Raw genomic sequence first — 13,626 nt, 5'->3', positions numbered from 1 at the left:
AGAACGGTGCGTGAACCTCTCGATTCACACCGCTCCCATCAGGTGAACGTGGTCGTTCCGAACAACTGCCAGTGTACGAACAGCTCCGCATTATCCCGAGCCAACTTTCGCAAGAACAGCGACGCACGGGTTTTGTGGAGCCGGAAGCGCTTGTACTTTCGCATGATCCACGCCTTCAGCTTCTGATTGACGTAGTCGACCAGAGAGAACAGCGCCGAACGGCTGAACCGGCCATAATAACCTATCCACCCCCGGAGGAGCGGATTGATCTGTTGGGCGATCTCAGCCAGCGTCCCCGGCGTTTGCCGAGGAATGTGCAAGCTTCGGATCGAAGCTCGCATGGCCTTCAAAGCTGTCGGACTGACCGCCGGGGTGTATCCACAGAAGAACTCCTTCCGCTGTGACGTTGCCACCTGCCGCGGCCTGAACTGATATCCGAGGAAGTCAAACTTGACCCTCGGATACGTTCGCCGACGTCTGTTGTCCTTGCAGTAGACGATCTGCGTCTTTGTCGGGTGCATCTGAAGTCCGCACACCTCCAACCTTGCTTGAAGCTCCGCCTTAATGGCTTCCGCTTCTTGCTCGGTCCGGCAGTGCACCAGTCCGTCGTCGGCATACCGACACCAAGGGAGATCGGGATGTGTCCGCGCCATCCAGAGATCAAACGCATAATGCAGGAACAGATTGGCCAGCATTGGGCTGATCACGCCCCCTTGCGGGGTTCCGCGGATCCGCTCAACGAGCTTCCCGTCCTTTTCCATTGACGCCGTCAGCCATCTTTCGATGTAGAGCAGCGCCCATTTGCATTTCACGTGTCTCCGGACCGCCTTCAGCAGAAGATCATGCGGGAGATTGTCAAACAGTCCTTTGATGTCGAACTCCAGGACCCAATCATATTTCCAGCACCGCTGACGCGTGACGCCGACGGCGTCCAGAGCCGATTTTCCCGGCCTGTAACCGTAAGAGTCCGGCAGGAAGATGGATTCCAGTTCCGGCTCAATCATCTGCTTGACCACCATCTGCGCGATCCGATCGCTGATAGTGGGCACACCTAAAATCCTTTCGCCGCCCGTCTTCTTTGGAATGGAGACGGCGCGCACCGGAGGTGGAAAGTACGTCCCTGACGACATGCGATTCCAGATTTTGTAGAGATTCCCTGCAAGATCTGTCTCGAACATCTCCAAGGTCTGTCCGTCCACTCCAGCCGCTCCGCGATTAGATTTGACCGCCTTGTACGCTTCGTACACTCGCCGCTTCTCAATCGAGAACGGCTTGTTTATCGCACTGTTCGAAGTCATCCTGTTTCCAGTTGGTCCAAGAGTACGACTACCTGACCCGATCCCTTTGCTCCGACCCCATTACAGGGCCCTCAACGCTCCTACGGATCGGTCCGCCCCAGTCTCTTGCATCGGTACTCTCGCCTCACGGTTGACGCCGCTTGCGCTTCTCCCTTGGCATCAAGAGCCTGGTTCCTGCAGTTCCACGCGAAAGCCTGTGTCCGACTCACGCCCCCTCTACGCCGGTCGCCGCCCGCCCGGTCATCAGGCATCTGGCGGACTTGTCCCAGGATGACGAAACGGTCCTGGTTTTGACGACACTTGGATTCATAACGACGCGTCTTCGAAGGGTTCACTTTCGTTCGTCTTTCGGACACTCACCTGCTCGGTTTAATCCGAACTTTTGATCCGACGCTCACCACCACGGCTCTTTACCGCAGCAGCTCGGACTGGTTTGAGACCCGCTCCTGAAAGCCGATCTCGGGGGGCCAGCCCCCATCTTTCCCGCAGCTTCACCATCGGTCTTAGTTCATGTTGAACTCCTTCCGCTGTCTGCAGCACACTCTCGTCGATGAACACGAGGCGCGGCGCTTCAAGCTTGGATTGCTCGGCCTTCAGCTCGGCGCGCGCGGCAGCGACATCGGAGCGATCCTGTTCAGCGGCGTGCAGAGTTTTTTTTGAACGTGATGTCGTGGCGTTCGTAGAAGCGCCAGACCGATGTCGTCCCGACTTTCAGCCGCTTCTCGGACTTGAGCCGCGCGCGAATCTCTTCGAGTGTCAAGTCCGGCTCCGCGGCGATGAGATTGAGCAGCCACTGGCGATGCGCCTCGAGCGGAGAGCGGCTCTGGCCCGTGCCGGGCAATGCCGCCACACTGCCCGTCCTCGTCCAGCGCTCGATCCAGCGGATCGCGGTCGAGGCGCTGAGACCGAGCACGCGCGCGGCTTCCCGTCTGCTCTCGCCGTCTTCGACAAGTGCCACCGCACGCACTCTCAGGTCTTTCGAATATCCCTTCGCCATCGCTCGCCCCGTCGTTAAAGCCAGAGCAATCGAATCTGATTTGCGCGACCGAGGGAATCTGGAGGGTTCTGTGAGGTCGCGTGGCAGGCGCGGGCCGCGCGCTCAGTGGCGCGTGCGACCTCATAGAAGCCGGATTGAACGAGCCGCTGCCACGCCCGAGCAACAGGCGAGCTTCAAGGCCGATGATCGTCGACGGTCGCCGGGCTCAAACGCTTGCACAACTTGCGCGATATGGCACGGATGTTGCTAATTGGGGAAAGTAGGTTGTTGGCCGTATGTGCTGTCAATGGGTTAGGCGTGGCAGAAAAGTCACTCATGACAACCCTGGCGCGAGAAGCGCGGTAACGGCCTTCTACGAATGCGACGGAAGTGCAGAAGGCCCGAGCATCTCCCCTTGGATCTGCCGAGATGTTGTTGGTCGCTGTCATAGTCGATCCGTTGATCCGACTGCACGGGTCTATTGATTTGAGGCACCACCTGCCGACGACGGTTTTGGCACTCCCACTCCAGCAACAAATTCAATGCCGCGCCAGCGGCTTCGTTCAATCCCCTGTACCCTTCCGATTCACATAAAGTGGAAACCGCTCTAGCGACGGGCTATACCGACATGCGGTGTGGATGCCCGTCTCTTGCGTTGCGGGTACAGGAGGTGCTCCGAATGAGCCCGATGGAGGGCAATCTCTTCGTCTTCCGCGGTCGCAGTGGTTCGCTTTTGAAGTGCATCTGGCACGATGGCCAGGGCGCATGCCTTTTTACAAAAAGATTGGAACGTGGGAAGTTCATCTGGCCTACCGTTGATGGTGGCGCCGTTCCAATATCGCCGGCGCAGCTGAGTTATCTTCTGTCCGGAATAGATTGGCGTCATCCGCAAGAAACATGGCGCCCGACGCGTGTCGGATAGCATTTTGCGATTGCATATTTGCGCTGATCTGATTCGATGGCTTCGTGACATCGAAAGCGGACGATCTTCCCTCTGACCTTGCGAGCGCCCTGGCGGCGTTGCGGGTTGAGCGCGAGGTTCTTCGAGTCGAACGAGAAGCGCGTCAGCAAGCCGAGACGAAGGCTGCGAGTGCGCAGGCCGAAGCAGCCAACGCGCTGGCAAAGCTGTCCGGCAACGAAGCGCTGATTGCACATCTTGAGCTGCGCATCGAGAAGCTGAAACGCGAGCTTTATGGGCAGCGCTCCGAGCGCGGGGCGCGACTGATCGACCAGCTGGAACTGCAGCTTGAAGATGTTGTTATGTCGGCGACCGAGGACGAGCTCGCCGCGGCCGCTGCAGCGGCGAAGACGCAGAGCGTACGCGCCTTCACGCGCAAGCGGCCGGTGCGCAAGCCTTGGCCGGACGACATCGAGCGCGAGCGCATCGTCATCGATCCTCCGACGGCCTGCCACTGTTGCGGCGGGTCGCGGCTGTCGAAGCTGGGCGAGGATGCAAACAGGACGCTGGAGGAGATCCCGCGCCGGTTCAAGTTGATCGAGACGGTCCGCGAGAAGTTCACTTGCCGCGATTGCGGGCAGGTCAGCCAGACACCGGCGCCGTTCCATGCCACGCCGCGCGGCTTCATCGGTCCGCAGTTGCTGGCGACAATCCTGTTCGACAAGTTCGGCATGCACATCCCGCTCAACCGCCAGAGCTCCCGGTTCAAATGCGAGGGCATCGACATGCCGGTCCACGCTGGCCGACCAGGTCGGCCACGGGACCTTCGCCCTGGCTCCGATCTTCGAGCTGATCGAGAAGCATGCCTTCGCGGCCGAGCGTCTTCACGGTGACGACACCACCATCCGCATCCTGGCGAAGGGCAAGTGCACAACTGGGCGCATCTGGGTTTATGTTCGGGATGACAAGCCCTTCGCGGGCACAGCTCCGCCAGCTGCGGTCTATTACGCCTCGAGCGACCGACGGGGTGAACATCCCCAGAAACACCTGGTCGGGTACCAGGGCATCCTTCAGGCTGACTGTTACAGCGGTCTCAATCCGTTGTTCGACGAGCGGCGGAAGGACCGACCGCTCACGCCCGCCTTCTGCATGGCCCATGCCCGCAGGGGGTTCTTCGAGCTGGCCGACATCGAGATGAATGTCCGGAACGGCGGAAAGGGCAAGCCGATCTCCCCGATCGCGCTGGAGGCGGTCAAACGGCTCGACGCCTTGTTCGAGATCGAACGTGGGATCAACGGCAAGACCGCCGCGGAGCGGCGTGCCGTGCGCCAGGAAAAGAGCAAGCCGTTGTTCGACGAACTGCACGCCTGGCTGCTGCGCGAGCGCGAAACCCTCTCGCGCTCTTCCGAGGTCCTGAAGCCAATGAACTACATGCTCAACCGCTGGGACGACTTCGCGCGCTTCCTCGACGACGGTAGAATCTGCCTGACGAACAATGCCGCAGAAAGAGCGCTGCGCGGCGTGGCTGTGGGCAGGCGCAACTGGACCTTTGCGGGCAGCGAGCGCGGCGCTGAACGTTGCGCCGTCATGCTGACGATGATCACTACCTGCCGTTTGAACGACGTCGATGCCAAAGCATGGCTCGCCGACGTCCTGGCCCGTATCGCTGATCTGCCCGCCTCGCGTCTGCACGAACTGCTGCCCTGGGAGTGGAAGCGCCTGCGCCAAGCTAAAAAACAGGCCGCTGCCGATCAGCGGGCGGCCTGAACCTCACGCGCGACGATCATAAAGCGGACCGTTTACGCGCGCACCAGCCGATCACGCGGCCCTCCTCGTGTGCATACCCTGCAACGCCATGCTGGCTTGGTGCAAGGACGCAGCCATCGATTGGCACTTCATCGCACCGGGAAAGCCCATGCAGAATGGCTTCGTCGAGAGCTTCAACGGCCGGATGCGCGATGAGCTACTCAACGAGACGCTGTTCTTCGATCTCGACGACGCCCGCACCAAGATCACCAATTGGGTCGCCGACTACAATCAACAGCGTCCCCACTCGTCACTGAAATACCTGACCCCCGCGGCCTACGCCGCCCACCTCACCGCAACGGACGATCGGCTGCGCAACCCCGACCAGCTCCGCCGATCGTCCGTTGCTTCACCCGCGCCACTTGGCGTACAAAACTCCGAGACTCTAACTGCCGCTGGATGAAAATTTTAGTCTTACTGCGTCACAAAAGAAGGCGCTGTTTGATCGGGCGAATGCAACAGGGACAGCGTGAGAGGGTGCGGACGATGGCAACGATCAGTCTTCGCCGCATCGTCGCAATCGAGTTCGGGATGTGACGTTCGGGTCGCAGCAGCGGAGCCTCTGGGTCGGTAACCGTTGGAAACCGCAAGTCTCTTGAACGGCCTGGTGGAACGAGATCCCGAGGGGGGAATCGTCTCCCTCTCGGAGACCAGGAATCCGTAGGCTGCGATGCACAGCGTAGCGTGGTGGTGGAAGCCACGCCAACCTCGCCCTTCGAAATGCCCGAGCCCGACCTCTTGTTTGAGATCCTGATAATCGCGCTCGATGCGCCAGCGCAGCTTGGTTAGATCGACTAGCCTTCCAAAAGTGATCGTTTCCGGCAACGTTGAAAGCCAGTATTTGGTCGGCTCGTCCTCACCTTCTGGCCATTCGATCAAAAGCCATTCTTCCGGTCGGCTTTCGGTGAGTTGGTAATCTCGATGCGCGACGCAAACGCGCGCGCGAGCGAAGCGCGACGATAGCCGCTCGGCCGCGCCCTCTCGCCACTTGATCGTGCGCCAGACCCGCTTAGGAAGGCAAAGAGCAAGCTCCTTGACCGAAATCGGTTGATGCTTGTGGTCGCGGCGCAGCAGCTTTGGTGGTCGCCCTTTGCCCGACCATTTTTTCGGCGGTAGCGGCGCCGTGTCGGATGTCCACACCGTGGTGTTTGGCAAGATACCAGCCACATAGGTCAACGCCAACGCGCTGATGCTGGTCCGCAGGTCCGTGTTGCAGCCATATCCGGCATCCATCAGCACCACGCCGCGAGGAAGCCCGGTTCTGCAGGCTGCTTCGATCTGTTCAAGCGCGATCTCTGGCTTGGTCTTAAAGCTGATCTCCTTGGGCACGCCCGCTTTGCGCCGACGTTTCTTATCTGCCGCCCATTCCTGCGGCAGATAGAGACGATACATCGCCGGCAGACTGGCGTGGTGATTGGCAAGCGACAGGGATACCGCGACTTGGCAGTTATCCTGCTTGCCGAGCTGCCCGCAATATTGACGCGCCACACCGACCGAGTGCGCTCCCTTCTTGGGAAAACCGGTGTCATCGATGATCCACGCTTCGATCGGTCCATGGCGCTCTATCGCCGGCAGTACCATCTCACCCACTTTGGCCAAAACACCCTCGTCAGACCAAGGCGATTGGCCGACGAAGTGCAGCAGCGACTGATGCTGCGCCGCCGTCCGATCAGGTGCCGTTACCGCTGCCATAGGCTCAACGCTTTTACGCTCCCCCGGCATGATTAAGCCGATGCAATAATCAAACAACGGCTGGGCCCGGTCCGCATGTCCGATCACACTCACAAGTTTCTCGACAAAAGCCGAAAATCGCGATTCACTGCCGCCTGATGTCCGGAGATCCATATCAGCCCCCGTTGCCGATGCCTGAATCTCAACAGGTAACTGATTCTCACAGGATCTCGCCCGCGATCTTTTGAATCAGACACTTTTCTGACTCAGTAGTATTAGGGGCAGGTCATGTGTAGTCCAGTCAGCTGAATGAATTCATCAATACTAGATCAGCATACTGTTTTATTAGCTCAATATGTCTTCTACGATCATCCGGCTCGTTGTCGTCAACTGGACTTAGATGATCCGCCAACCTTTCAATGCGCAACTTTCTTTTCCCATCTTGGCGAAAATCATCCTGAAAGACTGGGATGGGTTTTATGCTTTCAATATATGTGCGATGGTCGCCGTCGATTGAGCCCTTGACCAACTTCACGTTCAAGATCAGGCCCAACATCAAATGTGGAGCAGCATCCCAGCCAAACGTCAGTCCTCCCAGCGAATATGCAATAGCTGCAATACGATTTGAGTCCCTTTTCGTCCGATAGTACTCAATCGGCTGAATAACGTGGGGATGATGGCCCCAAATTAGATCTACGCCTCCCTCAACCAACCTATGCGCGATCTCAATTTGTCTTGCTCGTGGGAAGAACTCGAATTCATATCCCCAATGCATCGAAGCGACGATGAAGTCACAACCATGCTTTTTACAATCTTCGATTTGTATTTTGAGTAGTCCCAGATCCGTTGCAACTTCTTTGGACATGAGTTTGGCGGCATGGACCCGATAGGCCTCACTCTTGGGTGGCTGACGACCATTGAGCCCAAAAGTAGCCGATACAAATCCTATCTTTATTTTTCCTTTGCTAAGAATCGCAGCGCGCCCATATTCATCAGGGGTTGCAGGAGCACCAACTGTGACAACCCCGTTTTTATTAAGGATCCTTCGGGTGGTCTCAACGCCTTCTATGCCCAGATCAAACGCGTGATTGTTGGCGAAGTTGAGCGCTGTGAAGTATTTCCCCCGGTGCGACGCCAGAACAGAAAAATGAGCTATCGAGTTACGCATGATAATGGGGTTCTTCGGGCCTTGGCCGGGAATGAGACATTTTGTTATTTTCTGCTCTGTTAGAGGCGCTTCCAAATTTGCAAGCGAGATGTCAACATTGAAAAGAACGTCTGCCACCCGATCAAAAAGAATATCTTTCGACGCTTCAAGGTCATCTAACGGCATTAGATCACCCGCCGCTCCTAGCGTGACCACGGCTTGGCTCTCAAACCCATGCGGTAGCTTCACGACAGTTTTCTCGCGCGCAAATAGGCTTTCGGGTACATTCTTTTCGGCTCGTGTTGTCGGCCGCGCCAATTTGTAGAGCCAGTATCCCCAGTCAGCTGCTGTCATCTCTGCCGAATCCGTGGCTGCGTCGGCCCGTGGATATTCCCACTCACCCGACAGCTTGGCTCGCTCCAAGGCTGCTCTCGCTTCCATTTCAAAAGCATCTGGTTCATATCGACGAGTTTCGCTAGAAGCTAACGGAGGCTGGGTTCGCACAACTAATGTTCCTTCCAAAAAATAGCTTTTAGGCCGAGCAAAGTCGAGAAGATGACGTTATCTCCGCCGGACACACACGGACTATGATGTGGTACGCAGGCTTCCTCCTTACTTTGGAAGTCTGCCGCATCTTTGGTCATCCCGGCGCAAAATTTGCTAGCCCTGTGGGCAGAGATGATCCCGGCTCCCATCAGTATCATCGGCGAGCAAACGACCTCCTTTGCTTTCAAGACCCCGATGGCCTGCTCGTCGAGAAGCCTATAACGCACCCTTAAAGTCGGCCGCGTGCTTGTCACCTTCTTCGCTTCGGATTTTTCGCCCTGATGCACTTCTTGTAAGAAGCACGACTGCGGATGTTACAGTACTGATCTCAGCTGGCTTTTGCCTCGACGACAAACGAGGCCTCTCAACTCCTCACCATTTAGCCAGATCAGCAAATACTCCTTCAGAACATTGTTCTCCATCAGCCTTAGACCGCCGGCTTCATGATGCCCGTAACCGTATTGCGCAACGACGCCCTTATCGAGAAGTTGAGGCAGCACGAGTCCACATACGAAGTCAGGATTCCACATTGCAAAAGACAGTCCAAACGCTACTCCTGCCATAATCTTGGACATGCCAAGTCCTCTGTAGTCGCTGCGCACCCACCCATCCCCATGGTAAGCTACTTTCCCTTTCATCCTTTTCGCGGTCGGCGCTACGCAGGTCCAATTGTCGGACGGATGCGTGTGAGAGTTCACATCGGCATAAAATACCTCCTCAAGAACGTCTGCAAAGTTACCGCGCGAAATGTCAAACAGTCGAACAGCTTGTAAGACGGCGACGATATTGTCCTTGTCAACGCCCATCATCCAGAATCCATCGCCTGAATTGACTGGCGGCCGAAAAGGTCGAGATGTAGGCGGCTTGGTCGGAGTAGTCCCTGTGATCGAACAATATTCATGAAAATCGAAGCCGATCGAAAGCGCAATGCCTGTTTGGGTCGCCAGCTCATCATACAGCCGAAGGAAGCGAGACACTTCCAAATGATTGACTATGCTAGTCATTGCGCACCTTACTTTGATGGTGATCTGTCGTAGCCTACTGTTCGCTTTTTCTCTTCTCGGGGCCAGGCTAGACGGTGCTGATTGCGAGCGCAATCCTATCCTGCGTATCGAGATGATTGGCGCGCTATCACACTACTCATGGCGCAAGCATCGATCGTGTCTATAGTTGGAATGGCTGATGATTCCCTACTCAGGCGTTTCTCTGCAAGTACAAGCGCCTAGCCTGCGGTCCTTGCGCAGATCGGCGTTTTCGAGGCGGTAACGGCAGCTCCTAATGTCCTTTCTGATGCTTCTAAGACCGATCTGCCGCATTAGTTTGATCTCTAACGGCGGCTCCCAGTTACGTTGAGTGTATCGGAGTACGAGTATTTACTTCGCAAAGGATTCTCTGCACGTTCATGTTCTACTGAGGTAGGCGCGCGCGTGGAAGCTGAGACATTGATGATCATGAACGCAGCCTGCGGGTCAGCGCCTCGCATCGTAATTTACTGGCAACTGCACGCCTGCGACAACGTTTGGATGAACAATTGGCTTTAGCGCCAGCGTTTCTCTTCGGAGTCGTAAACCCCGACAAGCGGATCGTTCACGTCCATCAGTTCACGTTTGAGCACCTTGTTGCTTGAGGTTGTTCTGGGAAGCATCGGAACAAAGGCGATGTACCGCGGCACCTTAAACACGGCAAGACAGGCGCGAGCATGTTCAAGAATGCGCTCTACTAGCAAATCGTCCGCCGTAAGACCTTTTCTTAACTCCACACAGATTTTGACCTCCTCTCCGCGGTCGGGATCGCGAACAGGCACGGCGGCCACATCAGAAATTTGGGGAATCTCGCGGATGACGGCCTCTACCTCTCGCGCAGCGACGTTGTCGCCCAAGCGTCTGATCATGTCCTTCGTGCGCCCTATCAGCCAATAAAAACCTAAATCGTCGCGCCGTAGCAAGTCTCCAGTCTTGAACCATTCGCCACGGAACGAAGCTGCATTCGCCTCGGGCTTATTCCAATAGCCTTTGAAAATTGCCCGACCACTCACCCACAGTTCACCGACTTCGCCAACCGGGGTGGGAACCTCATTGTCATTCATCAATCTCAGGTTCCGAAATGGGGCGCGAATGCCCACCGAACCGGATGGGGCCATTTCATTAAGACCACTCGGTAATTGTGTACCAAGCCAGATTTCTGTCATCCCATAAGCATCCTGGGTTGGAACTCGAAAACGATTTCGAAATTTGCGCACAGTATTCGGACTGCAGCCCCACGTCAGGCACTCCTTCAGGCACGTCGCTCCGTCCTCATCAGCGGCCTCGGCGTTGCGCGCCACCAGCTCTGAAACGTTTGTCCACTCGATCCGGTGCTGCTTGACCCAACTGATGAAGCGCGTCACGGTATTCGGGCTGAATGACGGACCCAAGTAGAACGTCCCACCTTGCCTGTACGACTTCAAGAGGTGATGTTTGGGATCGACATAGGAGAAGGACTGCGGGGCTAGGTATCGCTGGTAAGGCTGTACGTCTAAGCAGGCCGCCTGGTACGAGCTCACGCCCCAGTAGTCGTGCGTCACCATGCAGCCCTTTGGAAAGCCGGTTGTCCCGGACGTATATTGAATATCCAACAGGTCGTCAGCTTCAATATCTTCCCCAATCTCGCAATCCCTTACACCTTTTATCAGTCTCTCGAGAGTGATGGCACTCGCGTCGGAAGCCTGTCCAACGAGAATAACTTGTTCCTTGGGGAGGTCTTGCGGCCAAGGCTTCATCGCCCAAAACATTGACATGATGGACTCGTCAACGACGGCGAACGAGGCTCGTATATCGCTAAGAACGTATTCGACTTCCCTCGGCGTATAGCGCGTGTCGATCGGGACCATCACCGCACCGAGCTTGGCGATCGCGAACCATAAGATGGGGAACTCGATGCGATTGGTCAGCATCACGCCGATGCGATCGTGCTTGCGAACTCCGAATGAACGCAACGCACGAGCATATCGGCTGGACCATTGGTCCATCTCAGAATAGGTAGCTCGCTCATCTCGCTCAAAAACGTCGATTGCTGTCGCTGAGCCATGCGTTCTTGCCCGCATCGAAATCAGCTGTCCAACTGTGACCGTCTCATAAGCGGCTTCTAGCGTTTCGATTCTGCGCAACGCATCGACGACGCGCTCTTTCAGCTGGTTTTCCATTGGAAGCCCTCTCGGTTCACGGGCTCAAAAAACAGACAGTCTGGGATCGCGGTGTCTTGGTGAGCCCCAAACAGTCCTTTTCGAGCAGGCGCGATCGTTGTGCACTCAAGCATGATACGCTTCTGATTAATTGCGCAGATCCCTTGCTGCTTTCGGTCATCGTGAATAACTGCTTCATCGCTTACGCTCCGTGTGTATTTCGTCAAAGAGAGCCGAGCCACTACCTATCTTGGTGGGCCGCCACGTTCTCCGGCAGTCAACGATCGCACTTTTCGCCAACTTTCCTTGAGTCCCTTGTCGACGAACACTGTGCGCAAGAACCGTCGATCGACAAGAAATCCCGACGCTTTCCTCCCCGAGTCATACCCTTCGAGAGTTGGAGGACCCCTGCGTTTTTATCGCGGCTCACACGGAACTTGAGATCTGGCCAAAGGACATTTTGTTCGAAGCGCTGTTCACATTCCGACTGATGGAAGCTAGAAGGTTAGGCGATCAGGCTGCAAGTCGCCTGTCGCGGCGAAGTAGTTCGTGGATTCGGCGGCCGTATAGGTATCGATGATGCGTTCGACAGCATCCCAGATGCGGACGGCGCATTCCAAGGCCTTTCGCAACTTTGCCTTGAGCTTGGCGAAGGCATTCTCGATCGGGCTGAAGTCGGGGTTGTAAGGTGAAGGTAGAGGATCGTCGGCACCGGCCGCGTCGATCATCTCACGTATGTGTGGCCCTTTGTGGCTGGAGAGGTTGTCCATGATGACGACGGCGTGGTCTGGAGGCTCGGGGAGAATCACCTTTCGAGAGGTGTCAAAAGCATCGCGTCGATGAGATATCGAGCACCAAGGTGCGATGATGCCGCGTGTGGTTAGAGGAGCGCTACGAAGGTTGTTGGTTTCCCAGTGACCGTGAGGAAGTCTGACTCCAGGCGTTGGCAGCGGCCATGCGTTCGCGCCATGTTGGTCGGCGCCCACGTTTCGCTGATGAATACGAGCCTATCCCCGGTCGAGCTGACCTGGCTCTCGCGCAAGGCCGCGCTCCGCTTCAGGACGATCCTGCTCTGTAGTATGAGCGGTCCTCCTTTTAGCGTGATCTTGTGGCGCTCGAACAAGCAACGGATCGTGTCGCAACCAAAGCGCAAGCCTTGTTGGCTCAAGCTATGACGCAATTCCTCGATGTTGATATTGGGCGACGCCTCAAGCGAGACATGATCGTCGTCAGATGGGCATCAATCCGATGACTCTTCCGATCTCCGCCAGCTTCCAATACAGGCAAGCACACGTTCGCGTAGATCCATCGACAGCCGATTCGCCATGCCCGCGGGCCTCCCGTCCCAGCTATCAGCTTGAATCACCAAAACGCTGATTTGGGAATCTGGAGGGTTCTGTGAGGTCGCGCTCACGCGAGGGCGCGGCAAGCGCTTATCACGCGACCTCATTGAAGCCGGATTGAACGAAGGCGCGGGAGATCATGCACGGTGGTGCGGCTATGGGGATAGTTTGAGATCGCGGGTTGCTATCGGCAGACTGCGGAGCTGACGCGGCGACGTTTTGGTTGCGCAATGGCGGCAACTTGAGACAGAGAGCATTTTACAGGCGGTCGTGGTCGAGGGCCCGCAGCATCGAATAATCTTCATCGCGCTGTTTGGCCGCACGGATTCGGCAGCGTCTGCGATGATCGAGACGATGGGATCATAATGACGAATGATGATCGTCGTGCAGGGCATGAATTGGCTCACGATGTGTCGCACCGGAACGATTGGGTTGGAGCGCCGGAACGATTGAAGCTGTGTCGAAAGCGCTCAATGATGCGCATGACGCCACCACAATCGGGACAGGCAGGAACCTCGGCCCACGTCAGGGCTTCCGAATCCACAGGCGACGGCTCGCCATCGTTTGATGCTGTCCGCTCACGCTCGAGAAGTTTGCGGCAAAGGGCGAGTTTGGCAGCGCGATGGCCGTTGGCCATGAAGCCGAAGTGGCGGATGCGATGGAAGCCATCGGGCAGCGTGTGAAGAAGGAAGCGGCGGATGAACTCGTCGGGCTTGAGCTTCATGATCTTTGTCGCGCCGTTCTGGCGGTAGTCCTTCCAGGTGAAGGCGACGTGATCCTT

The 13,626-nt window shown here is 56.7% G+C and carries 11 protein-coding genes and 1 pseudogene; 4 read left to right on the top strand and 8 right to left on the bottom strand.

Translation table 11 applies throughout. The annotated features are described in order from the left end of the window. Window positions 1–38: 38 nt before the first annotated feature. The gene (ltrA, locus tag NLM32_RS08245) at window positions 39–1,298 is read right to left on the bottom strand and encodes a group II intron reverse transcriptase/maturase (RefSeq protein WP_254128651.1); all 1,260 of its coding nucleotides are present in this window, start codon (window positions 1,296–1,298) and stop codon (window positions 39–41) included. A gap of 510 nt (window positions 1,299–1,808) precedes the next feature. Between ltrA and NLM32_RS08240 the strand changes: the two genes are divergently transcribed. Next, on the top strand, window positions 1,809–1,958 hold the full coding sequence (locus NLM32_RS08240) for a hypothetical protein (RefSeq protein WP_254128650.1): 150 nt from the start codon (window positions 1,809–1,811) through the stop codon (window positions 1,956–1,958). On the opposite strand, the gene NLM32_RS08235 is transcribed toward NLM32_RS08240, so the two are convergent. Next, window positions 1,933–2,295, bottom strand: a complete 363-nt coding sequence (locus NLM32_RS08235; RefSeq protein WP_254128649.1) for a helix-turn-helix domain-containing protein — start codon at window positions 2,293–2,295, stop codon at window positions 1,933–1,935. The genes NLM32_RS08240 and NLM32_RS08235 overlap by 26 nt on opposite strands. A 574-nt stretch (window positions 2,296–2,869) precedes the next feature. Here NLM32_RS08235 and tnpB point away from each other — a divergent pair. The 3 genes and pseudogenes from tnpB to NLM32_RS08220 form a co-directional block, all read left to right on the top strand. After that, window positions 2,870–3,196, top strand: a complete 327-nt coding sequence (tnpB, locus tag NLM32_RS08230; RefSeq protein ID WP_309144835.1) for an IS66 family insertion sequence element accessory protein TnpB — start codon at window positions 2,870–2,872, stop codon at window positions 3,194–3,196. Between the two features lie 44 nt (window positions 3,197–3,240). Continuing rightward, window positions 3,241–4,939, top strand: a protein-coding gene (locus NLM32_RS08225; protein WP_254128648.1) for an IS66 family transposase whose coding sequence is annotated in 2 segments (ribosomal slippage) — window positions 3,241–3,965 and window positions 3,964–4,939 — 1,701 coding nt in all. Because the reading frame shifts where the segments join, the coding sequence is not laid out codon by codon here. A gap of 82 nt (window positions 4,940–5,021) precedes the next feature. Then, a pseudogene (locus NLM32_RS08220) lies at window positions 5,022–5,381 on the top strand (transposase); the annotation flags it as partial. Window positions 5,382–5,392: 11 nt separating this feature from the next. Here the strand turns inward: NLM32_RS08220 and NLM32_RS08215 are convergent. The 6 genes from NLM32_RS08215 to NLM32_RS46265 form a co-directional block, all read right to left on the bottom strand. Further along, complete coding sequence (locus tag NLM32_RS08215) at window positions 5,393–6,823, bottom strand: IS701 family transposase (RefSeq protein WP_254128465.1); 1,431 nt, start codon at window positions 6,821–6,823, stop codon at window positions 5,393–5,395. A 127-nt stretch (window positions 6,824–6,950) separates the two neighbouring features. Beyond that, window positions 6,951–8,150, bottom strand: coding sequence for a CapA family protein (locus tag NLM32_RS08210; protein ID WP_254128647.1), 1,200 nt, complete (start codon window positions 8,148–8,150; stop codon window positions 6,951–6,953). A 506-nt stretch (window positions 8,151–8,656) separates the two neighbouring features. Further along, window positions 8,657–9,346, bottom strand: coding sequence for a hypothetical protein (locus NLM32_RS08205; RefSeq protein WP_254128646.1), 690 nt, complete (start codon window positions 9,344–9,346; stop codon window positions 8,657–8,659). A 533-nt stretch (window positions 9,347–9,879) separates the two neighbouring features. Next, complete coding sequence (locus NLM32_RS08200; protein WP_254128645.1) at window positions 9,880–11,523, bottom strand: class I adenylate-forming enzyme family protein; 1,644 nt, start codon at window positions 11,521–11,523, stop codon at window positions 9,880–9,882. Window positions 11,524–11,999: 476 nt separating this feature from the next. Further along, on the bottom strand, window positions 12,000–12,311 hold the full coding sequence (locus NLM32_RS46270; RefSeq protein ID WP_375143539.1) for a transposase: 312 nt from the start codon (window positions 12,309–12,311) through the stop codon (window positions 12,000–12,002). Between the two features lie 937 nt (window positions 12,312–13,248). Beyond that, window positions 13,249–13,569, bottom strand: coding sequence for a transposase (locus NLM32_RS46265; RefSeq protein ID WP_375143538.1), 321 nt, complete (start codon window positions 13,567–13,569; stop codon window positions 13,249–13,251). Window positions 13,570–13,626: the final 57 nt, after the last annotated feature.

This window comes from Bradyrhizobium sp. CCGUVB14, assembly GCF_024199935.1.
Lineage (GTDB): Bacteria > Pseudomonadota > Alphaproteobacteria > Rhizobiales > Xanthobacteraceae > Bradyrhizobium.
This window is presented reverse-complemented; position numbering and strand designations above follow the sequence as displayed.